The organism is Vreelandella rituensis (genome assembly GCF_003336665.1).
Lineage (GTDB): Bacteria > Pseudomonadota > Gammaproteobacteria > Pseudomonadales > Halomonadaceae > Vreelandella > Vreelandella rituensis.
The window spans coordinates 1-24,407 of record NZ_QPIJ01000059.1 but is presented as its reverse complement, the minus strand read 5'-3'; the positions used below and the strand labels follow the sequence as shown (position 1 = coordinate 24,407).

The following is a 24,407-nucleotide window of genomic DNA, read 5'->3' as shown; positions in this document are numbered from 1 at the left end:
ACTGCCTGTCATCAGGCGTGGGCATACATGCGGTCGTCACGGTAAGCTCTCAGGCAAAAGAGACATCATTTTACGGCTTTATCCCTTTCGCGACACCCTCTTTAGGGCGAGGTAGTTGACTCCCTGCTCATCGGGTGATTAGCCGCCAAAACGCGATGTTTTGGTCTACCGTAAAAATAAGCGTTTAAATGGGTGAATTTCAGGAGAGCAATGATGAAACAGTTTCTACTGGCAGGGTTGATAGTATTCGCTTCGCTGACGTTCGGGGCGGTATTGGCGCAGCCTACCAAAGAACAGCAGTCACTAACCAGACAGGAGCAGCTCCAGGCAGAGGTGAAGGCCGCGCTGCGTGAGTTGCATCAGCATCAGGTCGAGCTGACCGCACTCGCCGAAGACCGGGCTGAACAGGACGCCATCCTCGAGTTGACCGACACTCTGCAGACAGACCACAAGCGTCTCTACGAAAGGTTGATGGATGTTGAAGAGGAAGACGCAAGCGTCGTTTCGGGAACCCGTATGCGCGATACACAAGCCTTCGAGGAGCTTAAACAGCAGGAAGGGGCTGAGTTCGATGCCGCCTATCTGCGCTATCAGGAAAGGCTGCACCTTGACGCACTCGAACTTCTAGAACGCAACCTTCCTGGTGAAGGGGAAGTATCCGAGTACGCCCGTTATGTTAAGGCAACCCATGAAACTCTGCGCCAGCACTTGGCCTTGATTCAGCAAAATCAACAGCGTGGGAACCGTGAGGCTGAAACGTGAACGCATGCTTTTGAGACAGGCCGGTTAAACCTTAGGTTGTGGGGTGAATGCGGGGCTGATAGCGCGTAAAATGGCGAACTTTTGCACTACGACTGGACCATTACGTGATCGCAACCGCCAATATCACCATGCAGTTCGGGGCCAAGCCCCTGTTTGAAAACGTCTCCGTCAAGTTCGGCAACGGCAATCGCTATGGTCTGATCGGGGCCAACGGCTGCGGTAAATCGACCTTCATGAAGATTCTTGGCGATGACCTGGAGCCGACTTCCGGGCAGGTGATGGTTGATTCCAGTGCACGGCTGGGCAAGCTGCGCCAGGATCAGTTCGCGTTCGAGTCAATGCGGGTCATCGACACCGTGATCATGGGCAACACCGAGCTTTGGCAGGTGGCGGCGGAACGTGAACGTATCTATTCGCTGCCGGAAATGAGCGAGGACGACGGCATGGCAGTCGCCGACCTGGAGGTTCGCTTTGCCGAACTCGACGGCTATACCGCCGAGTCGCGTGCCGGTGAATTGTTGCTCGGCCTGGGGATTCCCATCGAACAGCATTTCGGCCCCATGAGCGAGGTGTCGCCGGGCTGGAAGCTGCGGGTACTGCTGGCCCAGGCGCTGTTCTCCGACCCGGATGTATTGCTGCTCGACGAGCCGACCAACCACCTGGATATCAACACCATCCGTTGGCTGGAAGACATGCTCAAGGCGCGCAGCAGCACCATGATCATCATTTCCCACGATCGCCACTTTCTCAACAGCGTCTGCACTCACATGGCGGACCTGGATTACGGCGAGATCACCCTGTTCCCCGGCAACTACGACGACTACATGACCGCGGCCACCGCCGTGCGTGAACGTCAACATTCGGATAACAACAAGAAAAAAGCCCAGATCGCCGAACTGCAACAGTTCGTCAGCCGCTTCTCGGCCAACGCCTCCAAAGCCAAGCAGGCCACCTCGCGCGCGCGCCAGATCGACAAGATCAAGCTCGAGGACATCAAGCCCTCAAGCCGGGTGAGTCCTTTTATCCGTTTCGACCAGGCCAAGAAGATTCATCGCAATGCGGTTAATGTCGAGGCCATCACCAAGGGTTACAACGACACTCCCTTGTTCGAGCGGCTTTCCATGACCGTGGAGGCGGGCGAGCGCATCGCCATCATCGGCCCTAACGGCATCGGCAAGACCACGCTGCTCAAGACCTTGGCCGGAGAGCTTCATCCGGATGCGGGGGCGGTGAAGTGGACCGATAGCGCCGACCTGGGTGTTTTCGCCCAGGAGCATGGCGATGACTTCGCCTTCGATGCCACCTTGTTCGAATGGATGGCCCAGTGGACCCAGGGTGGCGAGCAGGTAGTGCGCGGTGCGCTAGGACGGATGCTGTTTTCCAGCGACGATATCGACAAGTCGGTAAAGGTCATTTCAGGGGGTGAGCAGGGCCGTATGCTGTTCGGTAAGTTGACGCTTACTCAGCCCAACGTTTTGCTGATGGACGAGCCGACCAATCACCTCGATATGGAATCCATCGAGGCGCTTAACCTGGCACTGGAAAACTATCCCGGCACGCTGTTTTTCGTCAGTCACGACCGTGAGTTCGTTTCATCGCTTGCCACCCGGGTGCTCGACATGAGCAACGACGGCATCGTCGATTTCAGCGGTAGCTACGATGACTATCTGCGCAGCCAGGGCGTGGTCTGATGTAGATAGTGGCTTGTAGAGAATAGATAGATAGCAGCCACGCAGCTAAGAGACATGGGTAAAAGAGCCGAGCAAACAAACCGAGGGCTGTCCCTCGGTTTTTATAAGCGTTGAATATCCACCAGATGGCCGATGATGGGATAACCGGCTTTCTTGGCGGCTTTCTCGGCCTCCATCTGCGCTTCCAGCCTGGAAATGCTTGAGGATTGATATTCGAACACCGTGTCTAGCGCAAGCCGTTTGGTGCGCACGGCGAGCTTCACTAGGTGCCCGGTCTTGTAACCCTGGCCCGACTGCCGCTCTCGCGAAGGCGCGGAAGAGCGAGGCGGGGTCGACTGACGGCGTTGATCCGGGTTCATGAAGGAATCGATTTCACGCTTCATGTTGTTTTCGAATTCATTTAATTTTGTATCCATGAGATCTCCAGTTAGCGATTTTCTAATTAATTAAATATGGAATTAATGTGTAGTCGAGAGAGTATGTCGTCATTTTTTTAGTCAGATTGATGCGCCAGACTCATCAGGTAAAGGGCGGCTGCCAGGGCGAGCGCAGAGACTGCCAAGTAAATAGCGTCAAGTGGTGTCGTGAATTGAATGTCCACCACGGCGCGGAAGAATTCAATGATTACTGCCAGTATCACGACGCGAACGATTTTGTCTTTTAGTTGATCAAATGACTGTACATTAAAGGGATGGTTTTTAGCATGCTGCTCAGATTGTTCTATTTGGGAGACAAATAGCCGGTAAACACCCAGGCCGAAAATCAACAATACAATAGCTATCAAATAAATATCAACGGCAACGATAATGTCTGTCACTACTGTGTCGTGAATATCCTCGACGTTAGCACCAGTGTAATATAGAACTGTATTGGCGACCACATTGATAATATCAAAGGTGCCTATAATGAAAAGTACGAGTGCGCCTAGAAGACTTGGGATAACCGCCAACATGACCAGAAAACGTGAACTCCAAAGCAGACGTTCAAAATTTTTCTCCCATTGGTCTTGGCGGTTTAAGCGCTTTTTAGGCTCGGCTGTTTCATGCTCAGATGCCATCGTAGTTCCTTTGGTTCAATTGTTTCGGTGAATATTTTTGTGAATGTTTCTGTGAAATATTAGCCGAGGATTCACTCGTAGGTTTTTCACCGGTGGGTTGATTCGTCGGGCGATCCCCAGCAAATGCTTCAGCCGTTCAGCCGTTCAGCAGTTGTTCGGTGTAGTGCCACTGATCCTTAACCGCCTGGGTGTAAATCTCATGAAGCTGGGCATAATCCTGCGGCATCTGGCTATCCATGCTGGTTTCCTCGAAACGGGTCAGGGTGCTGCGAGTTTCTTCGATTACCTTTGCGAGCTCATCGAGAATGTACTGGGTATCGTCGGAGGTCATAGGCACCTGATGAAAATAATATTAAAAAGGCATTTTGCGGCTTCCTGTCTGGAAAGCGTGCACCCGAGCGTAAATTTCCTGGGCGCGACTGATAGCATCGGCTTCCATTTCATCTGGCGATATTTGCGCCCCAGGTAGCCGGCCTTCCGAGCGGGTTACGGCATTGATTTCTTCCTGGTAGCGCTTGAGCAGATGCTCCAGGTTCATGTGGATAGCGTGGGTTTCCATTTGAAAACGCCGCTGTTGGTCCAGTCGCCTGGCCAGGTCCTCCGGCTGTTTGCTCACCTCGATCAGTGAATCCAGGGTGTTGTTCACCAGCCGCTGAGCGGAGTTGAGCCGCGGGATGATCGTGTACATCAAGTCGCGCACGGTGACAGAGGTTTCATTGTAATGCATAAGGACGTGAGCTCAGCTTGACGGTGTTTCAGGGCATTTTAAACAGCTTTGCAACAGATTTTCCACGCTGGCCTTGCCCATCGCCTGCATTTTTTGGATGTTTTTATCGGGTATCGCGGAGGTGTCTCCATAAGCATCGATGGCCTTATCCAGGCTCGCCTCTCTGAGAAGGTGCAGCATCGGGTAAGGGGAGCGATTGGTATAGTTGGAGACATCCGTTGGCTCTGTTTCGGCAAAACAGTAATCCGGATGAAAGGTGGCCAATTGATAAATGCCTTCATATTCTTGCTCAGCCAACATGGCTTCCGCCAGGTCAACGAAATCCAGGTAATGATGAAAGTCTCTGAACAAGGTGGGAAATATCAATAGCGTCGTTTCAGTTTCCTTGTGAGAATCCAGCCATTGAATTTCCATCATCAACTCTTCAAGCGCTACTTCAATTTTCTTGGAACGAACAACGCAGAGTCTCACGGACTCTTTTTCCACTTCACGCTTTGCAAAAGGACAAACATTAAGCTCTACAATAAATCGTTTCACCCAGTTCATGGTTTGTTGAGTGACGGTGCTGTCGGATAGTTGCATAACTGAATCTCTAACCTGTGACGATGATACGGTGTGGGTCGGACTACGTTATTGAGGGTCTTTTTTCAAAGAGGAAGGTTCACCGATAAAGGCTTCAATGCCTTCTTCATGAATAGCCGTTCTAGCTTCTTCAAGGGCAGCGCGGTCCGTGGTGAAGGTATTATCCCATGCCTCTGAATTACCGTATTCATCAACAATTTCCAGACTCCATTCAGAATCTTCGTCACTACGATAAATAGTCACTTTTACGCTTTTAGCACCTTGCACGATCGCTTGGCTCAAGTCGCTGTTTTCCAGCTTTTTTTTGGTGTTCATCGGGGTTCTCAAAATAGTACTGTCCAGAAGGGTGGTAGCCTGGTGGCAGAACATGCCAAGCATGGTTGGAGTCTAGCATGAAACCCCATGGCCCCAATGGGTAGCCAAGGGGTTAGGGGCTCATTGCTATGGATTAGCTAAGGCATAGGGAAAGGAGACGCGGACAGGGAACCCCGAGTCGTGCGGCGCACGACGCGCTATCCCTCCCGGCGCTAAAGCAACCGGGTTTCCCGCGCAAAACGATGGATTTTCTAGACCTACCTTTAAAAATTTTTAAAACTTGATCCATATCATAGGGGGAAAGAGCAGTACTCACCTACGCTGATTTGGAGAAGCGCTTGAAGGAAGGCTTCTTCTCCAACACATCAGGAGGTGTTGTCACCATGTCAAAGGCCACAGCCAATATAGCTTTTCTCACGTGCTTGCCCGGAGAGCAACTTGCTTTGATCGGGGCTCACGAAATTGAGGAAATGCACCGCTATCGCGGGTTCGCGCTAAGTTTTCTACCCATCAAGCCATGCGTTAGCCGACTGATGGTGGCCTTAGGTGTCGAATGCGAAAACCGAGTGGCTAGCTTGAGAAGTACTGCCGAAAAGATCCATCTGACGGAAGATTTCATGGCCGGTAATGAGGTGAGAGGGGATCGCTTGGCGGAACTTCGTCGGCAGCATTACTTCGTGGTCGATGATAATGTTGCTTGGCTGACGCTGGTTCAGGTCTTGGCGGCAGCTTACAACTCCTGGCAATTCCATGAGCTTATGCTGAATACCTGCAGCACCCCAGAGTTGCGCGCCCTACTTGTGCAGTTCGTTCAACAGAAGCGCGATGCCTGCCGAATCCTGGAAGACCTGCAAGACACCCTCCGATAAAAGCTTACATCCAGCGCTCAAACCATTGGGTGGCCAGTTGGGCAGCTTTTTCCAGGGTGCCGGCCTCCTCGAAAAGGTGAGTGGCGCCCGGAACAATCTCGATGTCGCAGTTAGCTTTCATGCGCGAACGTGCCTCCTTGTTAAGGTCAATGACCACAGGGTCATGGCCGCCCACGATCAAAAGGGTGGGTGCCTCGACGCCGGGTAATGCCTCCCCAGCCAAGTCCGGGCGACCACCACGAGAAACCACAGCACGAATCATGTCGCCTTGCTGAGCCGCTGCCTTCAAGGCGGCGCCTGCTCCGGTGCTGGCACCGAAATAACCTTGGGGAAGATTCGACAGCAAGGTTTCCCGGGCGGCCCATTGCGATGCCTGTATCAACCGTCGCGCCAGAAGGTCGATATCGAAACGGTTTTCGAATATGCGATCTTCCTCTTCGGTGAGCAGATCGAACAGCAGCGTGGCGAAGCCGGCATCCTGCAATACCTGGGCCACGTAGTTATTTCGGCCACTCAAGCGACTGCTGCCGCTGCCGTGGGCGAATATCACCAGGCCGGCGCAGGGTGAGGGTAAGGCAAGAATACCTTCATGGGGCTGGTCATCGAGTACCAGTTTTACCGTTTGTGCCTCATTGCGTTGCATGGTTGCCTCCCTGGCAGACGTTGGGCATGACGTTTTGAACAAAATCCTGCCGCATTCTGCGATTCGATTCTTTGAATGAATCGACAGTTAAGGCAGGGCAAGGCGTCAGCCTTGCTTGTTCTTATAGCTGGTTCAAGAACAGTAAAAAAGAACGTTAGTCGAGAGAAAGGGCGGTGACCACCACTCGTTCAGTTTGAACAATCGATGTGATCGGCTATACCTGTGAGTACTTGTTTATTTAATGCCACATCCTTACCTTTGAGCATTGTTAATCGTTCAGCTTTATTATGGAATAAATAACTTATACATCAGTTATTTATAGATCCGGCAAGGAGGAGCCAAAATGATTTTTACCGATCGTATTCATGCCGGTGCCGAGCTGGCTGCGGCGCTAGCGGATTATGCCGGACACGACAACACCATCCTGCTGGCCTTGCCTCGCGGCGGCGTGCCGGTCGCGGCCGAGATAAGTCGTGAATTGAACTTGCCGATGGATCTGATGCTGGTGCGTAAACTCGGGGTGCCCGGCCATGAAGAATTTGCCATGGGAGCCATTGCACCCGGCGATCATCGCGTACTTCATCAGGAAGTCATTGAAGCCCTCAGGTTGACCCCCGAACAGGTCGAGAAGGTGGCGGATCGAGAGAAAGCTGAGCTTGAGCGTCGTGACAGGGTGTATCGCGGTGAGGCGCCGGCACTCGACCTGACGGGCATGACGGTCATTCTGGTGGATGATGGCCTGGCCACCGGCGCCAGCATGGAGGCCGCGATCGCTGCTGCACGCCATGGTGCCGCCGGTGAAATCGTGGTCGCCGTTCCCGTTGCCGCCCTGGACACTTGTCGCAGGCTCGAACGCCAGGTGGACCGAGTGGTATGTCCGCATCAGCTTGCCGATTTTGGCGGGGTGGGGCGTTGGTACGTCAACTTTTCCCAAGTCGCGGATAGTGAGGTGATCGAGCTTCTGCGTCAGCACAGGCAAGAGGGGCAAGGTACCCAGGAGGGCCAGCTATGAAAGGTGATGATGACAAGCGTGCCGTGCAGGCCATCGAGGAAAATGCCTTGGAACTCAAGGGCACGGCTGAAGATTATGATGCGATTGTCGAGGCGGCACGGGGCAAGCGGTTCGTCATGATCGGCGAGGCCTCGCATGGCACCCAGGAGTTCTATCGAATTCGCGCGGAAATAACCCGTCGCCTGATCGAGGAAGAAGGCTTCGCGGCGGTCGCGGTGGAGGCCGACTGGCCGGATGCCTATGCCGTCAATCGTTATGTATGGAACCTTTCCTCGGCCACTAGCGCTGAACAAGCGCTCGACACCTTCAAGCGTTTTCCGGTATGGATGTGGGCCAATACCGAGGTGCGCGATTTCGCGCGCTGGCTGGCCTCGTTCAATGAAGCACGCAGCACCACCTCCGGCCAGGGCGAACGCCCGGTTGGCTTTTATGGACTCGATTTATACAGCATGGGCAATTCGGTGCATGCGGTGCTCGACTACCTCGACAAGCATGATCCGCCTGCCGCGAAGCGTGCCCGTGAACGCTATGCCTGTCTGGATCAGTTTCTCGATCAACCGCATCGCTACGGCAGGTCGATCGAACTGGGGCTGACTCTGTCGTGCGAACAGGCAATCATCGACCAGCTGATTGAGTTGCAGCATCAGATCCTGCCGCGTCTGAAAGGCGAGCATCAAATCGAAGAAGAGCACCGCTTTTGTGTCGAACAGAATGCCAAGGTGGTGCTCCATGCCGAAGAGTATTACCGCTCTATGTTCCAGGGCCGAGTCAGCTCCTGGAATCTGCGTGACGGGCATATGTTCGAGACGCTGGAAGCCTTGCAGGCGCATCTCAGTGAGAAATTGAACCGGCCTGCCGGTGTGGTGGTCTGGGCGCATAATTCGCATATCGGTAATGCCGCGGTTACCGACATGGGCCGTTGGGGGGAGTTCAATATCGGCCAGCTGGCCCGCGAGAAATATGCCGGAAATGCCTTGCTGGTGGGCTTTTCCACCGCCACCGGCGAGGTCACCGCTGCGACTAATTGGGATGAGCCGGGGGAGCGTAAAAGCGTACGCGAACCGCTGGAAGGCAGCTACGAACGGCTGTTCCACCAAGTGAAATACCAGCGCTTTCTGCTCGACCTGCGCCAGCGCAATGCGGCAACGGCGGTACTCGAAACACCCCGCTTGCACCGTGCCATCGGGGTGATCTACCGCCCGGAAACCGAGCGTCAGAGTCATTATTTCCACAGTACCTTGTCACAGCAGTACGATTTCATCCTGCATATCGACAGGACTCATGCCCTCGAGGCGTTAGCGGTGGTACCGCGTGCCGGAGACAACGAACCCGCCGATACCTATCCGAGCGGCTACTGAATGCTGCTGGATGAAGCCTGGGCAAGCTGTCGGCGAATCTCGGCGTAGGAGTGGCCTTCCAGGGCGGCGAAGCCTGGTAACTGCCTGGCCTTCATCCGGGTGAACAGCGGCGTGGTGATCCCGCACAAGAAGCGGGCCAGCAGATCGGGGGTGGCTGGATGACCATCGCCGCGCTGTTCCAGCTGAACGCGAAACTCACTGAGTAGCGCGGCAAGTTGCTGAGCTTCCAGCGCCGCCGAAGGCGCCTCGGCAGGCAAGTGCGCGGGCCGCCCACCACAGGCCGAGCAATGGCCGCAGTGGGTCGGGGCGCGGTCGTCACCGAACCACTCGGCCAGGCGACGGCTCAGGCAGTTATCACTTTCGAACAGCGCCAACATGGCATGCAACCGGGTGATTTCCGCAGCCTCCTTTTCATGAAAATAGCCGTGGAGTTCCTTGCAGAGTGCCTCGGCGTCGATGTCCGTTTTCAATACCGCATAGACCTCGGTCAACTGGCGGCTCTGTAGCTCAAGCCAGCCCTTTTCCACGAAGTAATCCAGAGCGGTAAGCACGCGTGGCCTGGCGGTATCCAGGCCACGCTCCCGGCCGAGCACCTCCAGGCTGGAAAAGTCCAGCTCGTACCAGGTGCGGGCACGCTTTGAGGCATCCAGAATCGCCTGAACGAACGCCCGGCGCTCGCCCTGGAAGCGCGCCACCAGCGCATCGGCGTCGCCCAGCAACTTGAAACGATAGTCGGCGAAATAGGCGTGGCTTGGTTCGATGATGCCGCGCAGTTCCAGCTGTACCAGCAGGGTCTTGAGCGGCAGTGGGCGGATATTGGTATGTTGCGACAGGGGCGTGAGAAGAAGCTCCCAGCGCGGCCCAGCGGCCTGAAGTTCGTCGATCAGGCGTTGAATGGCATGATATTCCGGGGTGTCGCCGTAAACGAAGGTTTCCAGCACGCCCAGGGTGTCGCGACCGGCCAGCATCAGGCAGGTCGAAGGGTTGCCGTCGCGACCGGCCCGGCCGATTTCCTGGCTGTAGTTCTCGATCGACTTGGGCAGGTCGAAATGCACCACATGGCGGATGTCGGCCTTGTCGATGCCCATGCCGAAGGCGATGGTCGCCACGATGCAATGGCAGCGACCCTGCATGAAATCCTGCTGGATGGCTTGGCGGGTCTCGCTTTTAAGCCCCGCGTGATAGGCCGTGGCCTGAATGCCCGCCTTGCTCAGGTAAGCCGCCAGCCGTTCGGCGCTCTGCTGCAGGGTCACATAAACAATGGTGGGAGCGGGCCCGTCGGCCAGCCGGGGTTGCAGCCATTCGACCAGGGCGCGAGGCCGGGCATCGGCCGGTGCCGGGGCCACTTCCAGATTCAGGTTAGGGCGGTAGAAGCCTGTAGCGGTCACGTCATCGGCCGCGATGGCAAAGCGGTTGCGCATATCCTCGATCACCCTTGGCGTGGCGGTGGCCGTCAGCAAGAGCGCCTGGGGGATGGCGAATTCACGCTGGTAGTCGGGCAGTTTCAGGTAGTCTGGGCGAAAGTTGTGCCCCCATTCCGAGATACAGTGCGCTTCATCGACCACCATCAGCGAAATTGGAATCCGGCGGATAAAGGCGCGAAACCGCTCGTTCTTGAGGCGTTCCACCGAGATCATCAGAATGCGGATATCGCCGCGCTCCACACCGTTCATCACTGCCGAGGTCTCTTCGCGGCTCTGGGCGGAATCGATACTTGCCGCCTGAATGCCGTGGCGCTCGAGAAACGCCAGTTGATCCTGCATCAGCGCCAGCAGCGGCGAAATAACCAGCGTCAGGTGAGGCAGGTGCAGGGCGGGTAACTGGTAGCACAGCGACTTGCCGGACCCGGTGGGAAAGATGGCCGCGGCCGAGCGACCCGCCACCACCGCCTCGATCACCGGGCGCTGGCCAAGGCGAAAATCGTCGTAGCCGAAAACTTGCTGGAGAGTGCGCTCGATCATGATAGTTTCCTGAGATATGGCATGCTCGCTCAGGGGCAGGCTTGATTTACCCTAAACGGCATAAGAAGGCATTTTTCGATGTGGTATCTGTACCTGCTGGAGTGCCGAGGCGGCAATACCTACGCCGGCATCACCAATGATGTACTCAGGCGTTATGCCGCTCATCAGGCTGGAAAGGGCGCGCGTTACACCCGTGCCAACCCGCCGGCCGCGATTCTCGGTGTGCAGCCTTTTACGGATCGTAGCAGCGCCAGCCGCGCCGAATACCAGCTCAAGCGAAAGACACCGGCCCATAAACGCCTTTGGGCGAGCAATTGGCCTTGGCAACCCGAGACAGGCGCTGTCGAATCGGAAGAGAAGCCCGAAACCTTAAGAAGAGGGATTACTACTGTTTGCAAAAGCCCAACAGTGCGCTAGCCAATGGGTCATGGGTGAGTTGATAGGCACGCTTTAGATGCGCCATGGCAACGTGCCGATCATTAGTTGCCATGGCGCAGATGCCAGCCGTCAGATAATACTGCGAGGCCTGCTCACTCTTGAGCAGCAACTCTAATTCCATACCACAGCGGCGACAAGTACTGCCTTCCCGGTAGCGGGCGCGGCAATTAGGGCAATGTTGCATCACGGCTCCTGCGATCAGCTTTCGAGATAAAAGATCAGGTCGCTCAGTTCATCCACTGCGTCGACGAGTGCTGCGTCGTCCTCGCGATTTAGCGCATCACGCACCCCCTCCATACAGTCCACCAAGTCTTCACTGTCTTCTGGCGATGCGTTTTCTAACAGCCGTTCCGCCTTCTCGATCAGTGCCTTAGCCTGCACTACATGGCGTTGCTCGGCCTGCCCGTCGATAATCTCGCCTTCAATCAGCGTTGACAGCCGCTCTCGAGCATCCTCAAGCGCCTCATCGGCAAAGCGCGCCGTGGCATTTTCGATCGTGATGCGCTTTTCTAGACCGGTACTTTTCTCGCGGGCGCTGACTTCTAAAATGCCGTTAATATCCAGCGTGAAGGTGGTCACGATAATGTTGCCTGCCGGCGCATCGCTGAGTCCTTCGATACGAAAATCACCGATCTGGGTATTATTTAGGGCATCCCGCTCTTCCCCTTGAAAGACCTTTACATCGATAACTTGCTGGCCGTCATGCACAGTGCTGAACGCCTCGCTTTTGGTCACGGGAATCGGTGTATTCTTGCGGATCAACGGCACATAAACGTAGGAGTAAAGTTCACCGTCGAGTTCGTCAATCGCGCTAGTACCGAACGTATAAGGCGTGACATCAACCAGCACGCGGGCCATGTTGTCACCGGCGATAAGAGCACCTTGAAGGGCGGCACCGCTGGCCACGCACAGATCCGGGTCGAGTTCTGCGCGGGGCGTCATACCCAGCGCTTCCTCAAGATGCCGTTGTACCAATGGTGTGCGCGTGGCACCGCCCACCAACAGCACTTCATCCAGGTCCGCAACGGTTAGCTTCGCCCCTTCCAGCGCGATATGTACCGCCTCAAGCGTGTCATTGACCAGAGGAGCAATCATGTCCTCATAGTCGTCGCGTGATAGCTCTAACGAAAGGTGTCTCGGCTGGCCGTTGTGCTCCAACAAGTATTCTTCGTCGATACGAGCATACGGCGCGTCGCTTAGGGTAATCTTGGCGGCTTCGGCCGCCCGAGAGATGCGTGCCATGGCAGCAGGGTTGTCGCTAGGATTGACCTGATGGACCGCTTTGAGATGTTCAACGAGATGCTTGACGATGCGCGTGTCAAAATCATCACCCCCAAGGCGGTTGTTGCCGTGGCTTGCGAGCACCTGGTTGATATCCTCAGCCAGACGCACGACCGAGACGTCAAACGTGCCGCCGCCGAGATCATAAACTAGCACATTTTTGGCCTCACTATGATGTGCTTCATAGGCGAGCACAGCGGCAGTGGGTTCGTTGATGATGCGCTTGACGTCCAGGTCTGCCAGCGCCCCCGCTTCGCGCGTGGCCTGACGCTGCGCATCAGAGAAGTACGCCGGCACCGTAATGACGGCTTGCGTCACGTCAATGCCGAGAAACGCTTCTGCCGCTGCCTTGAGGCGACGCAGGATCAATGCGGATATTTCCTGAGGTGTGTAATGCTGATCGCCCAGTGCAATGTTGACGTCTTCCCCCATGCGCCGCTTGATCGAGCGCAAGGTACGCTCTGGGCGCAACGCATACTGATTACGTGCGGTTTGCCCCACCAGCAAGGTGCCGTCATCGGCGAGACCCACAACCGAGGGCAGCAACGCTTGTCCATCGACCTCGATCATATGCACTTTGCCGTCGCGCACCACGGCCACTTCGGAGTTGGTTGTTCCCAGGTCGATACCGATAATAGGCGCTTTCACAGTGATGTTTCCTTAACGGGATGTATGGGTGTCAGAGACCTGCAGCTTATTCACGATGACCTCCGCCAGGCGCAGCAACCGCGTGCCATGCCAGTAACCAGGGCGCAACTCGTCAAGAACTTCGCCTTCAGGCCGACCCGCGTCGTAAGCGGTATCGGCGGCCTGCATGGTATGCGGATCAAAAGGCTGCCCCAGTGTGTCTATCCGGTGCACGTCTCGACGCGCCAAAATACTGTCCAGGCGCTCAAGGCTCATCGCCATGCCCTGTGCCATACCGCCAACGAAGGTCGCTGCACCGCCTTGCCGAGCCAGCCAGCCGGGGGCATAACGCTTTGCTTGCGTGTGTCCGCCCTGTAGACGATCGTGCAGTTCGACCAGCTCCAACAACAGGGAGCGTTCATGTTCGCGTTGTTGTGCCTGATGTTGTGCATTTTGCTGAGACAGCTGCTGTTCCAGCCGCGCCTTGTCCTGCTTAAGCGTATCGAATATCTCGCGGAATTGTTCTAGCGCGGCCTTGAACTGGCGCGACTCGATCTTCACCTCGCTTTTCAGTGCGGCGAGTTCGGCCAGCAGAGAAAACAGATCGGGCGCGTCCGGCGCCGGCTCGCTAGTGTCTGGCGCACCAGGCTCTTCCAGGTAGGCACGAAAGCGTTCCAGCAACTGGTCCTGTGACTCAGTATCCATGTATGTTCCTGTCCGTTGATTGCGCACCCCTGGCGTTAGGATTCTCCGCGCAGCAGCGGGTTGAAAAGTGCTCGCGGCGGGCGTTGTGGTGTCTTGATGGGGGATGCGCGATCAAGCAGATCTTCTGGTGTCGGCGGCTGGGCATCAAATAATTCAAAGGCTAAACGCTTACGTCGTGTGGCAGTCTTTTCATAGGCGGCTTGAGCCGCCTGAAAGCCCTGCGGGTCGCGTTCCGGTGAGTGTCGTTTGAGGGCCTCGCGATAGGCGCGCTCAATGGTGGCATCATCTGCCCTGGCGTCAACGCCCAATACCAGATAAGGATTTCTCACGACTTGTCCTCCCGTGTAATTATTTGCACATCACACATGAACCCAGCAACTGCTTCAAGCCCAAAATCACGATTCATTGCGCGCAGTATCTTGCGCACCTTGGCATCCAGACCCAGCTCGTCGCATAGTGCTTCCAGGCCGCGCTCACGCAGATCGGCGAGTACAGCGTCTTCTTCCGACGCTTGCCGGAACGGGCTATCAATCTCTTCCTCATCTTCGTGGAAGGCCATGGTAGGACCACCCAGAAAGCGAAAGGGCGCCAAAATCTCGCTCAAGCGCGTGGCCGTTCGGATGTCGCCGGCGTCGGTCGCACGCTCCTCGGCGGCATTGAGGCGATGCAGTTCTTTATCGTTCGCCAGCCAAGGTTTCTTTGGGTATTTGGCCTCAAAGGCGTGCAACTCGAATATCGGCGCCTTCCACTGCTTTACGCCTTCGCGGGCCACGGCCAGCCGGGGCGCCTGCCAGTCGCAGCGCTTGAGCAGTTCGCAGAGCTGTAACATGGCGTCGAAGGTCATCGGAAAATGCGCGGCTGTTTTTACTGGCATCTCGAAATGTCGCTTGATGGTGTCGGGCAACTTGCCGGCCGCTAACTGCACCTGCAGCCGCGCGACAAATGCCTCAATGTCGGCCGTGCCTTGCACGTGCGGTTTCTTGATGCCGAACCGCTGACCGATCTGCGCTGGAGGGATGCCCGCCGCTTCTAACTCCATCGCCATGTTGAAATGGGCGGCAAGCCCGCTGCCCTGGCGCTTGTACACCTCAGCAAGGCGTGCCGCGCCGATGGCGGGGTTGCGCTGTGCCTCGATCAGCGCGGCGATGATGTCGTGACGTTCGCCGAAGCGCTCCTGGGTATCCCACCGTGTGGCCTCAGTCAGCTCGTTATCCGCCAGGTCGGGGCGACTGGCACGCAGTTGCTTGGCCGCATGCGCCAAATGTGCTTTGACCAGCCGATCGCGAGCACTGCGGTTGATCGGGTCAATGGCCAGAATCTGATGGGCTAGCTTGGCCGCTTTCTTGAATGCTTGACTGTCCACTGCGGTATCCAACGCTGCGGTCAATACGCGCACATCGTCGGCCCAGCGACTTAATGCCGCTTCCTGAAAGCGCCGTGCCTGCTTGAGCTGCTTACCGCGTAAGTAGTAACCGTGAAGGCGTAAGTAAGCTTCAGGATCATCGGGATCGTACTTGAGACTTTCTTCGATTTGCGCAGCGACTAGGCTATCCAGGCACTCAGGGTCTTTAGAAGGCGTTTCGTCGAGTACGTGGAAGAGCGCATCTGTCCGTTTAAGTGTCAGTGCAATCCGTAGCGCATGATCACTACCGGGTGTGATCGGTAGCCATGACTGGAGTTCATCAGCCAATTTTTCTAGACCGTCGAGAATGTCCCAAGGGTCAGATTTGCTGCCTTCTAGATACCATGTCACTAAGCGCAACAGGTCGTAGTCGGGTGGCTTAACCGGGCGATGCTGCCGTAGCCATTCCACACTGTCGGGAAATTTCTCTACCAACAGGCGCAAGGCATATTCGTCCACCCATGTTTTTCCCAGCGTCTGCTGATGGCGGTACATCAGTTTCAGTAGCGCCCGGTGTGAAGGAGCTGGTCCTAGTCTGTGTAACGCCTGCTGCATCGTCTGTCGTGTCTGATCCCAGCCGCGCAGTGTGAGCACAAACCGACGCGTTGTCTCACCGACTTCCTGTAGATGGTTGGAGATGGCACTCTCTGGCAAACAGGCCAGCTCGGCGGCTTGCCGCAACAAGGAAAACGCCGAGTCGTCAGCGACCTTGGCCAGCCGCTTCTTCGCCTCTTCCGGCGCCTCGCCTAAGCGCTGAAGCGCCTTGAGAATCTGAGCCAGGTCGCGGCAAGGTGAACGAAACGGAATCGCAGCCAAGGCCTGTGTCAGCGTATCGTCATCGCCATTGCAGTAAGCATCAAGTGCTGTTTCTGCTGCCGTGAGATGCGCATGTAACGGGTCATCATCAGGCAGTGTGTCACGTATTCCCGTATCACCCGCCAAGCTGTGTGCAGCTAATTTAGCGCGTAGCTTATCGCGCTCGGCATGTGAAAGAACGTCAACGCCATCATCCAATAACGCCACTACCTCCTTGGCCTTCCCTAGGCGCAGTAGCACATCAGCGTAAGGCAAGCGCACAGGAGCCACATCAGCCCCTAATGCATGCCGATTATGCCATATCACCAAGGCTTCTTTATCCATACCCTTGTCGGCAAGGGCGATTGCACGCCCTTCATAGGCCTGGGCCAGACGCTGACGCACCTGCACCGTATCTTCCTGCTTCAAAAGCGCCTTGAAGTGGGCAATTGCCTCACGAAAACGCCCATCTTGGAGCGCTTGCTGGGCTTGTTGTGTCAACGTTTCACTGTCTTTGTGGTGGGGGATTGACGGTGATTTACCGCGCTGATGCCCCTTGCGCTTCTTTTTCGCCATAGTCGTTGTCACTTACCAAGTTCTGTTAGCGGTCAGGAGATAGGGGCTGCCCGTGATCTCGAGTCTTATTATAGTGTAACCAGCGCCAGGCATAGAGGGCTAGGGCTGGCGTGGGATGGCCAGGCAGCGTTTCACGTAGCCGCTGCTCCAGCACGATGGCAAGCTGGCCCGGCCGCTTGACCAAAACAACCCCGTAGTCACCGATTCGATTCTCTGGATGAATCACCGGAGGGTTCAAGTCTGACTTGAACGAGATCTGGCGCAACCGGGAATCGCACCTGGATGAAGTGCCGGGTTTCAAGAGCTTCCAGCTGTTGCAGGGGCCGACCCATGACGATCACACCCTGTTTGCCTCCCACAGCACCTGGGAATCGGAAGCAGCCTTCGTCGACTGGACCAAGTCGGAATCCTTCCACAAGGCCCATGCCAATGCCAAGGCCGCCAGTGGGGTGTATCTCAGCCCGCCGGTATTCGAAGGTTTTGACGTAGTGCTTTAGCGCGCCCTTGGGGTCAAGTCCTGCGCGGCTTGTTGCGCAACGCCTCGAAGCCAATGATGACGTCCAGCAGCTCGGTGGTGATGTCATCCTGACGAACCGATCTCAGTTGCCCTTTGACTTCGTCCAGGCGGTCGTCCACCGATTGTTCAGCCTGCTGCATCAGGGCAAGCCGCGCGGCATTTTCGGTGACCATGGCCTCCGCCGAGGCACGAAAGACACTGGCAAAGATATGGCTGCGCAACAACGCGGCAAACAGCGCGGGGGTCGGCATCGAGTAGTCGGGCAGGGAACGGGATTTCCAGGGCCGCTCGGCCAGCCCCGCCAGGAATGCCTGCCCAAGGGGCAGCAGCGGCATCAGCACCGGCTCATTCTGCCCGTGATCGGCGCGTTGGGTAAAGGCCAGCGTGACCTTCCGGTTGTGGGGTTCACCGCCCGCGATGTCGTCCAGCCGGGTCACGATGCTGCCCGCCAGGCGCCCGATCCCATCCGCCGAGGCCGGGGGCAGGAAAATGCTCTCGGGGCTGAGTCCCTGCCCCGCGAGGGCGTCATTCATCTGGGCGCCGACACACAGCACCCGACTACCCGAAGTTGCGGCGGTCATCGGCATGGTTTCGGCCTGGACTTTCTCAGCAAGTACCTCGTTGTAGTTTCCGCACAGGCCATGGTCGGAGCCGAATACCACCACGATGCTCTCGGCGGGTTCTCCTTGCGGCAAGGCGATGGGGCCGGTTCGGGCGACGAAGGCCCGGAGTCCGCTGCGCACCGTCCGATGATAGGCCTCGATGGAGCGGGCGGCGCGCTCATAGGGCACTGCGTTGATGGCGGAGATGGTTTTCATGGTGTGAACGATCCCGCGAATACTGGTCAGCGTTTCGTCGCGGCGGGTCAGGGCTTCAAGTGTCTGCATCACGGCCATCCTCCGACGCACCCAGGGCGGCACGCGCCACCCCCAGCAGAGAGGCGCGGTTATCTTCGTCCAGTGGCTGGTTCTGAGCGATACGCGTTGCGACCGCTGTCAAGGCGTCTCCCGCCGATGCCCTGACCTTTTCCATGGCGGCCACTACCTCTGTTTCCGACAGCCCGTCGAACATGCCGTCCATCGCCGCCAGCAACACCAGCAGCTGCTCTACCGCCGGCACCGGATCCCTCTCGGGCTGGCGCAATGCCGCCCGGACCGCAGCGCCCCGGCTCAGGCGAGCCCGGGTGGCATCATCCAGCCGGGTGCCAAAGCGGGCGAAGTCTTCCAGCTCCTCGAACTGGGACAAAGTGACGCGCAGGTTGCCGGCGACGTCCCGAAACGCGCGATGCTGAGCCTTGCCGCCCACCCGCGACACTGACACCCCGAGGTCCACCGCCGGGAACTGGTTTTTGCGCACCAGCCGCGGTGACAGGTAGATCTGGCCATCGGTGATCGAGATGAGGTTGGTCGGGATATAGGCCGACAGGTTTTCCGCCTGCGTTTCGACCACAGGCAGGGCGGTAATGGAACCACCCCCGGCTTCCGGAGCGAACTGGCCGGCTCGCTCGAGCAGTCTGGCATGCACATAGAAGATATCGCCGGGAAACGCCTCGCGCCCCGGCGGGCGCCGCAGCAATAGCGAGAGCTCACGGTATGAGCGGGCATGGTGGGTGAGGTCATCGAAGACGACCAGCACATCCCGGGCCTGGTCAGCGAAGTACTCCGCCATCGTCATCGCCGCATAGGGGGCGATGTAGGCGAGGCCCGGCGCGTCTTCATCACCGGCGACCACCACGATTGTCTTCGCCAGCTGCCCACTCGTCCTTAGCGTCTCGATGACTCTGGCCACCGCATCCCCGCGCTGGCCAATGGCGCAATAGATACTGAGGACATCCGACCGGGCCTGATTGAGGATGGTATCCACGGCGATGGATGTCTTGCCGGTCTGGCGATCACCGATGATCAGCTCTCGCTGCCCTAGGCCGACCGGCACCGCGGCATCGATCGCCTTGAGGCCTGTCGCCAGGGGGCGGGTGACGGCCGCGCGGCTGAGAATATCCGGTGCCCGGGCTTCCACCGGTCGCTCGGCCACGGCGGTCACCTTGCCCTTGCCGTCCCGAGGCTGGCCCGTGGCATCGACCACGCGCCCGACCAGGCCCGGCCCCACCGGCACGCTGATCACCTTGTGGGTGCGCCAGACATCCTCACCGGCGTTCACCTGCTCCGAAGGGCCCAGCAAGACGACGCCTAGCCGATCCGGTTCAAGGTCCAGCACCACGCCACGAACCCCCGAGGCAAACACCAGCAGCTCGTCCGCCAGGGCACGCCCCAGCCCAGCTACCACGGCGATCCCATCCCCCACCGCGGCAACCGTGCCCACCTCGGCCAGCACCGGCGAGGGTGCGGGACTGTCCAGCAGGACATCGATAAACCCCTGCACGTCAGGCAGTCGCGATTCATTCACCATGATCGCGCATCCTGCCCGACTCGCCACTTGCCAGGCGCTCTTCCAGCAAACCGACCAGCTCGTCGGTGTAGCTGTCGACTGTCCAGTCGAGCTGGGTGCTGCCGATGCGCAGGACCAGCCCGGGGGACTGGCTGTCATCCGTGGCAAAGCGCAAGGGAAGTCCGGGCACCAGGGCCTGCAGTGCGGCTTTCACCTCTTGTCGGGCGCCTTCCGGTAACGGGGCGTGGGTGGTGGCCACCGCTTCTTCGGCGTTGTCGGCCGCAGAGGCCAGTTCTTCCGAGAGCGGCGTCAGCTGGCTGACCACGTGCAGGGCAATGTGTTCCTCCAGGCGCTCGTCGGCCAGGTCGTGCAGGGCTCGGCCTGCCAGCTGGTAAAGCGTTTCGGCACTCGCCTTGTACAGCTCCGTCGTAAAGCGTTCCCGTTCGCGTGACAGGTGCGCCAAGGTATCCTGCCGTTCCTGCTCCAGCTTCTCACGAGCCTCGGTCAGCAGGGCGTCCCGTTGTTGCTCCGCTTTCTGGCGAACCTGTTCCACCAGGGCGGCCTGGCCGGCCAGTAGCTGCTGTTTCTGTGCCACGAAGTCCGCCTCGGCGGCGGCCGCCTTCTGCTGGGCGCGTGCCGCCTCGCTCATCTGTGCGGCAATCTCGGCCTCGCGGGAATCGATGCCATTCAGGATCGGCTTGTAAAGAAAGCGCTTGAGCAACCAGACCAGCACCAGAAAATTGGCGATCTGGGCGAGGACCGTAACCCAGTCAATCGACATGGTCTAGCCTGCTGCCGGTTGGGTGACTTGCATGAACTGATCCAGAAACGGGTTGGCGAACAACACGATCATCGCTACCACGAAACAGTAGATCGCGGTCGACTCGATCATGGCCAGGCTCACGAACAGGGTTCTCGACAGGGTGGAGGCCGAATCCGGTTGCTGGGCGATGGCGCTGAGGGCGGCCGCTGCGGCGCGCCCTTCTCCCAGCGCAGGGCCAATCGCGCCGAACGACACCGTCAGCCCTGCAGTGAAGATGGAAATGGCCGCAATAAAGGCTGCATCTGTCATCGATCTTCCTCCTTGTTTTCCGGTTTCTTGACGATGGCCGTTGCCGACGAGATATAGACGGTCGCCAGGATGGCGAAGATGTAGGCCTGGATCAGGCCGGTCAGCAGGCCCAGCACGTCCATCACCACGGGAAAGAAGAACGGCGCAATGCCCAGCAGTATGCCGGCAATGACCGCGCCGCTCATCACGTTGCCGTAGAGGCGGATGGCCAGCGAAATGCCCCGGGAGAACTCACTGATGATGTTGAAGGGCAGCATGATGACCGATGGCTGGATGTAGGTTTTCAGGTAGCCCGCGATGCCCTGTCGGGTAATGCCGAAAAGCGGGACGGCGATCAGCACCGCCAAGGCCAGAGCCGCCGTGGTCGACAGCGAGGACGTGGGCGGCGTGAAGCCCGGCACGACAAGCAACAGGTTCGATAACGCGATGAACAGAAACAGCGTTCCCGAAAAGTACAGGACGTGGCGCGACGACTGCGGCGAGATTTCCTCGATCTGCCGCTGGATCCCGGTGACGATCACTTCCAGAGTCGTTCGCCAGCGATTCGGCGGCACATCCGGCCGCAATTTCCGGGTCACGAGGATCGAGGCGCCGGTCAGCAGGGCCATGACGATCCACGTATTGACGACGGTTTCATTGATGCCGAGTCCCCAGAGGGTGAAGACCGTCGTTTCGTCGGGTGTCAGTTGCATCCGGCCTCCTTCACCCGGGGTAACCGGGCCATCAGAGTGGCGATAAAACGCACCAGAAAGAAGGCCAGCGCATAGCCGGCGAACGCCCAGCCCAAGGTTCCCCCATCAGTCACCAGCCACCCTGCCGACAGCAGCAGGCCGATCCGCAGCGCGGCACTGGGCAGCAGGACATAGATGGGCCGGGTCAGGCGCAGCGCCAGGCGGACACTCAGCGCCAGGCCTGCGAAGTACAGGATACTGACGGTGACACCGGTGCCGACGCCGGTGATCACGGCATGCCAGTCAATCGTCATGGTCACCCCCGTTTTCCTTGCTTTCCTTGCTGACCCAGGCCCAGGCAATGAAGCTGCCTAGGGCAACGCCGCCGAGAATCAGGGCGATGGTCCACTGAAAATCCTGTGGCATGTTGCGATCGAGCCACAGCCCGAGAAAGGCACCGCCCACGGTCGGTACCGCGACCGACCACCCGATCATGCCGAAGACACCCAGGCCCCGCAGCGGGCTCGCGCCGGGGTTATCCCGTGTCCTTTTCAGGCGCCGGGCACGACGGCCGATGTCATCCACCGGCGACTTCCGCCGCCGGGTCATGGCGTCTTGGGTCGCTGCAGGTCGGCAAACCGTCGCACGATGCCCGCCTCTAAGCGTGACAGAGCGGAGCGGGCCACGCGCTCATCTTCATCCACCTCGATGAAGCTTCTCTGCACGGTTTCCTTCAGTGAGGCCAGGTCCTCTCCCTGGACACCCCGCCGGATGGCGACATCCACGTGATGGCCCTTCTTCACCAGGATCCCCTCGTCGATGCCAAAGACCTGCTCGTCACCGTCTGCCAGGGTCAGAATCAACACCGAGGGCACCAGGGCGGTGACAAAATCGACATGATTCGGCAGCATCCCGAAGGCGCCGTTTTCCGCCTCGGCAAACAGCCGGCTTGCCGGACCTTGATGCAGGGTCCTGGTCGGCAGTCGCAAGGTCACCTGCATCTCCGTTGACTGGGTCATGCCACTGTCTCCAGATCTGAGAGTGCGCCGATCATGTAATAGTCGCCTTCGTTACGCTCGAAACGGGTCTGGGTCAGTATCGTTTCACAACCCTCCAGGGTATCGGCGGTGGTCACGCGCCGCCCCTCGGTGCCGGTGAACGAGCCCGTGGTGAAAAAGGGCTGGGTCAGAAAGCGCTCCAGCCGACGGGCGCGGGCAACGGTTGCCCGGTCAGCGGCCGACAGCTCCTCGATGCCCAGCATGGCGATGATATCCCGCAGTTCCTCGTATTCGGCCAGGGTACGGCGCACCGCTCGCGCAATGTCGTAATGACGCTGCCCCACCACTGAGGGCGTGAGCATGACCGAGGATGAGGCCAGTGGATCGATGGCCGGATACAGACCTTCACTGGCACGCTTGCGTGACAGCACGACCGAGCCTGAAAGGTGGGAAAAGATATGGGCGGCCGCAGGGTCGGTGAAGTCGTCGGCCGGTACATAGACGGCCTGAACCGAGGTGATGGCGGCCTGTCGGGTGGAGGTGATGCGTTCTTCCAGTTCCGCCAGTTCGGTCGCCAACGTCGGCTGATAGCCCACCCGCGAGGGCATGCGGCCCAGCAGCCCGGAGACCTCCGAGCCGGCTTGCACAAAGCGGAAGATATTGTCGATCAGCAGCAGCACATCCCGGTGTTGCTCGTCGCGGAAATACTCTGCCATGGTCAGGGCGGTCTTGCCGACCAGAAACCTCACCCCGGGCGCCTCGTTCATCTGGCCGAACAGCATCACGGTGTTGTCGCGCACGCCGGCCTCGCCCATTTCACGGTAGAGCTCCTCCGCCTCGCGGGAGCGTTCGCCGATGCCGCAGAACAGGCTCACGCCCTTGTATTGCTGCACCGTATTGTTGATCAGCTCGGTGATCAGCACGGTCTTGCCCACGCCAGCGCCACCGAACAAACCGGTCTTGCCACCTCGTTCGATGGGAGACAGCAGGTCGATGGCCTTGATGCCGGTCTCCAGTATCCTGCTGCGAACGACACGGTCTTCCAGCCGCGGCGGCGCCTGGTGGATGGCGCGGCGTTCCGCGGTCATCGGTGCGGGCTTGCGGTCGATAGGCGCACCGAACACGTTAAGCATGCGCCCCAGGACAGCGTCGCCGACCGGCACGCTGATCGGAGCGCCGGTGGCCCGCACCGGCATGCCCAGCCCGAGCCCCCTGACCGGCCCCAGCGCCATACAACGCACGATGCCCTTGTCCTCCAAGCCGGCAACCTCCAGGGCCGTCTTCCCGACATACAGAAGCTCCCGGATAGCGGGTACCGGCTTGGCAAACCTGACGTCCACGACACCCCCACGGATGGCAACGATGGTACCGGTGTCATTGTCAGGCTCGGCCCGAACGTGGGCTTCATGCTGCGTCATCATCGTTTTGCGCGGGAAACCCGGTTGCTTTAGCGCCGGGAGGGATAGCGCGTCGTGCGCCGCACGACTCGGGGTTCCCTGTCCGCGCCTCCTTTAGTGTTGAATGGAGGGTAGTGGGTGGTAGCCGTAGCCATCACCGCGTTGCAGCAGGGTGCAGTGGCGCCAGGAAATCCCCTGGACCGCGCCCTGTTCGGTCTGAATATTGAAACTGCCGGTCTTGCGAATCGCCACGCGCCCCGTGTGGCTGCCGGTCTTCTTGCCGGCCGGGACAATCGCCCTGACCCTATCGCCGGTCTGAAAGCCCTGCACTTGCTTTTGGCGCATCAGGTAGCCACGCGGAAAGCCGAACTTGTCGAGCCGCGTGCGCTGGTAGCTGCCGCGCCCCATGGCCTTGATGACCTGGGTGGGTACCCGCCAGCCTTTCACCCGCTTTATTCATCACGCCCGCGGTAGCGTCATTATTTAGCGCTTTACGACTACGTAATCCGAGCTTTGTGGCTATCTGACGTCTTCTTGACGGGGTAACGATGCAATATTGTTTTTTA

At 58.4% G+C, this 24,407-nt stretch carries 30 protein-coding genes; 7 read left to right on the top strand and 23 right to left on the bottom strand.

The window, feature by feature from the left end; genetic code table 11:
- Positions 1-213: 213 nt before the first annotated feature.
- Positions 214-762, top strand: a complete 549-nt coding sequence (locus DU506_RS17845) for a DUF4142 domain-containing protein (protein ID WP_181870805.1) — start codon at positions 214-216, stop codon at positions 760-762.
- 104 nt (positions 763-866) lie between these two features.
- Positions 867-2,453 (top strand): ABC-F family ATPase, encoded by a 1,587-nt coding sequence (locus DU506_RS17840; RefSeq protein WP_114488231.1) that lies wholly within the window; start codon positions 867-869, stop codon positions 2,451-2,453.
- A 101-nt stretch (positions 2,454-2,554) separates the two neighbouring features.
- Here the strand turns inward: DU506_RS17840 and DU506_RS17835 are convergent, their stop codons facing one another.
- From DU506_RS17835 to DU506_RS17810, 6 genes are all read right to left on the bottom strand, one after another.
- Positions 2,555-2,869: a hypothetical protein gene (locus DU506_RS17835; protein WP_114488230.1), complete on the bottom strand. Its 315-nt coding sequence runs from the start codon at positions 2,867-2,869 to the stop codon at positions 2,555-2,557.
- Positions 2,870-2,946: 77 nt separating this feature from the next.
- Positions 2,947-3,510 (bottom strand): YqhA family protein, encoded by a 564-nt coding sequence (locus DU506_RS17830; RefSeq protein ID WP_114488229.1) that lies wholly within the window; start codon positions 3,508-3,510, stop codon positions 2,947-2,949.
- Positions 3,511-3,646: 136 nt separating this feature from the next.
- On the bottom strand, positions 3,647-3,841 hold the full coding sequence (locus DU506_RS17825) for a hypothetical protein (protein ID WP_114488228.1): 195 nt from the start codon (positions 3,839-3,841) through the stop codon (positions 3,647-3,649).
- A 21-nt stretch (positions 3,842-3,862) separates the two neighbouring features.
- The gene (locus DU506_RS17820) at positions 3,863-4,237 is read right to left on the bottom strand and encodes a hypothetical protein (protein WP_114488227.1); all 375 of its coding nucleotides are present in this window, start codon (positions 4,235-4,237) and stop codon (positions 3,863-3,865) included.
- 12 nt (positions 4,238-4,249) lie between these two features.
- The gene (locus tag DU506_RS17815) at positions 4,250-4,819 is read right to left on the bottom strand and encodes a DUF1415 domain-containing protein (protein WP_114488226.1); all 570 of its coding nucleotides are present in this window, start codon (positions 4,817-4,819) and stop codon (positions 4,250-4,252) included.
- Positions 4,820-4,867: 48 nt separating this feature from the next.
- Positions 4,868-5,134, bottom strand: a complete 267-nt coding sequence (locus DU506_RS17810; protein WP_114488225.1) for a hypothetical protein — start codon at positions 5,132-5,134, stop codon at positions 4,868-4,870.
- 383 nt (positions 5,135-5,517) lie between these two features.
- Here DU506_RS17810 and DU506_RS17805 point away from each other — a divergent pair, with 383 nt between their 5' ends.
- Positions 5,518-6,003, top strand: a complete 486-nt coding sequence (locus tag DU506_RS17805; RefSeq protein ID WP_114488224.1) for a hypothetical protein — start codon at positions 5,518-5,520, stop codon at positions 6,001-6,003.
- Positions 6,004-6,007: 4 nt separating this feature from the next.
- Here DU506_RS17805 and DU506_RS17800 read toward each other — a convergent pair whose 3' ends face one another.
- Positions 6,008-6,646 carry a dienelactone hydrolase family protein gene (locus tag DU506_RS17800; protein WP_114488223.1) on the bottom strand — a complete coding sequence of 213 codons (639 nt, stop codon included), beginning with the start codon at positions 6,644-6,646 and terminating at the stop codon, positions 6,008-6,010.
- 343 nt (positions 6,647-6,989) lie between these two features.
- Between DU506_RS17800 and DU506_RS17795 the strand changes: the two genes are divergently transcribed.
- The gene (locus DU506_RS17795; RefSeq protein ID WP_114488222.1) at positions 6,990-7,658 is read left to right on the top strand and encodes a phosphoribosyltransferase; all 669 of its coding nucleotides are present in this window, start codon (positions 6,990-6,992) and stop codon (positions 7,656-7,658) included.
- On the top strand, positions 7,655-9,016 hold the full coding sequence (locus DU506_RS17790) for an erythromycin esterase family protein (protein ID WP_114488221.1): 1,362 nt from the start codon (positions 7,655-7,657) through the stop codon (positions 9,014-9,016). The genes DU506_RS17795 and DU506_RS17790 overlap by 4 nt, the downstream gene beginning before the upstream one ends.
- On the opposite strand, the gene DU506_RS17785 is transcribed toward DU506_RS17790, so the two are convergent.
- Positions 9,010-10,977, bottom strand: coding sequence for a RecQ family ATP-dependent DNA helicase (locus DU506_RS17785; RefSeq protein ID WP_114488220.1), 1,968 nt, complete (start codon positions 10,975-10,977; stop codon positions 9,010-9,012). The genes DU506_RS17790 and DU506_RS17785 overlap by 7 nt on opposite strands.
- Positions 10,978-11,055: 78 nt before the next feature.
- Here DU506_RS17785 and DU506_RS17780 point away from each other — a divergent pair, with 78 nt between their 5' ends.
- Entirely contained in the window at positions 11,056-11,394 is a 339-nt protein-coding gene (locus DU506_RS17780) for a GIY-YIG nuclease family protein (RefSeq protein WP_114488219.1), read from the top strand.
- On the opposite strand, the gene DU506_RS21475 is transcribed toward DU506_RS17780, so the two are convergent.
- The 5 genes from DU506_RS21475 to DU506_RS17760 are packed head-to-tail and all read right to left on the bottom strand — an operon-like array spanning position 11,363 to position 16,813.
- A complete protein-coding gene (locus DU506_RS21475; protein WP_147273772.1) occupies positions 11,363-11,599 on the bottom strand; it encodes a hypothetical protein in 237 nt (78 codons plus the stop codon). The genes DU506_RS17780 and DU506_RS21475 overlap by 32 nt on opposite strands.
- 14 nt (positions 11,600-11,613) lie before the next feature.
- Positions 11,614-13,344: an Hsp70 family protein gene (locus tag DU506_RS17775; protein WP_114488218.1), complete on the bottom strand. Its 1,731-nt coding sequence runs from the start codon at positions 13,342-13,344 to the stop codon at positions 11,614-11,616.
- Positions 13,345-13,356: 12 nt separating this feature from the next.
- Positions 13,357-14,028, bottom strand: a complete 672-nt coding sequence (gene grpE, locus DU506_RS17770; RefSeq protein ID WP_114488217.1) for a nucleotide exchange factor GrpE — start codon at positions 14,026-14,028, stop codon at positions 13,357-13,359.
- A gap of 35 nt (positions 14,029-14,063) precedes the next feature.
- Positions 14,064-14,357: a J domain-containing protein gene (locus DU506_RS17765; protein ID WP_114488216.1), complete on the bottom strand. Its 294-nt coding sequence runs from the start codon at positions 14,355-14,357 to the stop codon at positions 14,064-14,066.
- Complete coding sequence (locus DU506_RS17760; RefSeq protein WP_147273771.1) at positions 14,354-16,813, bottom strand: tetratricopeptide repeat protein; 2,460 nt, start codon at positions 16,811-16,813, stop codon at positions 14,354-14,356. The genes DU506_RS17765 and DU506_RS17760 overlap by 4 nt, the downstream gene beginning before the upstream one ends.
- 209 nt (positions 16,814-17,022) lie before the next feature.
- On the opposite strand from DU506_RS17760, the gene DU506_RS17755 reads away from it, so the two are divergent.
- Positions 17,023-17,298 (top strand): antibiotic biosynthesis monooxygenase family protein, encoded by a 276-nt coding sequence (locus DU506_RS17755; protein ID WP_114488214.1) that lies wholly within the window; start codon positions 17,023-17,025, stop codon positions 17,296-17,298.
- A 13-nt stretch (positions 17,299-17,311) separates the two neighbouring features.
- On the opposite strand, the gene DU506_RS17750 is transcribed toward DU506_RS17755, so the two are convergent.
- The 10 genes from DU506_RS17750 to DU506_RS17705 form a co-directional block, all read right to left on the bottom strand.
- A complete protein-coding gene (locus DU506_RS17750) occupies positions 17,312-18,205 on the bottom strand; it encodes a F0F1 ATP synthase subunit gamma (RefSeq protein WP_220254444.1) in 894 nt (297 codons plus the stop codon).
- On the bottom strand, positions 18,192-19,724 hold the full coding sequence (locus DU506_RS17745; RefSeq protein WP_114488213.1) for a F0F1 ATP synthase subunit alpha: 1,533 nt from the start codon (positions 19,722-19,724) through the stop codon (positions 18,192-18,194). The genes DU506_RS17750 and DU506_RS17745 overlap by 14 nt, the downstream gene beginning before the upstream one ends.
- A complete protein-coding gene (locus DU506_RS17740; protein WP_114488212.1) occupies positions 19,714-20,484 on the bottom strand; it encodes a F0F1 ATP synthase subunit delta in 771 nt (256 codons plus the stop codon). Before DU506_RS17740 ends, DU506_RS17745 begins: the two co-directional genes overlap by 11 nt.
- 3 nt (positions 20,485-20,487) lie before the next feature.
- Positions 20,488-20,775: a F0F1 ATP synthase subunit C gene (locus tag DU506_RS17735; RefSeq protein ID WP_114488211.1), complete on the bottom strand. Its 288-nt coding sequence runs from the start codon at positions 20,773-20,775 to the stop codon at positions 20,488-20,490.
- Entirely contained in the window at positions 20,772-21,467 is a 696-nt protein-coding gene (locus DU506_RS17730; protein WP_114488210.1) for a F0F1 ATP synthase subunit A, read from the bottom strand. The genes DU506_RS17735 and DU506_RS17730 overlap by 4 nt, the downstream gene beginning before the upstream one ends.
- The gene (locus DU506_RS17725; RefSeq protein WP_114488209.1) at positions 21,458-21,760 is read right to left on the bottom strand and encodes an ATP synthase subunit I; all 303 of its coding nucleotides are present in this window, start codon (positions 21,758-21,760) and stop codon (positions 21,458-21,460) included. The genes DU506_RS17730 and DU506_RS17725 overlap by 10 nt, the downstream gene beginning before the upstream one ends.
- Positions 21,750-22,055, bottom strand: a complete 306-nt coding sequence (locus DU506_RS17720) for an AtpZ/AtpI family protein (protein ID WP_114488208.1) — start codon at positions 22,053-22,055, stop codon at positions 21,750-21,752. The genes DU506_RS17725 and DU506_RS17720 overlap by 11 nt, the downstream gene beginning before the upstream one ends.
- Positions 22,052-22,465, bottom strand: coding sequence for an ATPase (locus tag DU506_RS17715; protein WP_114488207.1), 414 nt, complete (start codon positions 22,463-22,465; stop codon positions 22,052-22,054). Before DU506_RS17715 ends, DU506_RS17720 begins: the two co-directional genes overlap by 4 nt.
- On the bottom strand, positions 22,462-23,865 hold the full coding sequence (gene atpD, locus DU506_RS17710; RefSeq protein ID WP_328587997.1) for a F0F1 ATP synthase subunit beta: 1,404 nt from the start codon (positions 23,863-23,865) through the stop codon (positions 22,462-22,464). The genes DU506_RS17715 and atpD overlap by 4 nt, the downstream gene beginning before the upstream one ends.
- 90 nt (positions 23,866-23,955) lie before the next feature.
- Positions 23,956-24,288 carry a hypothetical protein gene (locus DU506_RS17705; protein ID WP_235825763.1) on the bottom strand — a complete coding sequence of 111 codons (333 nt, stop codon included), beginning with the start codon at positions 24,286-24,288 and terminating at the stop codon, positions 23,956-23,958.
- Positions 24,289-24,407: the final 119 nt, after the last annotated feature.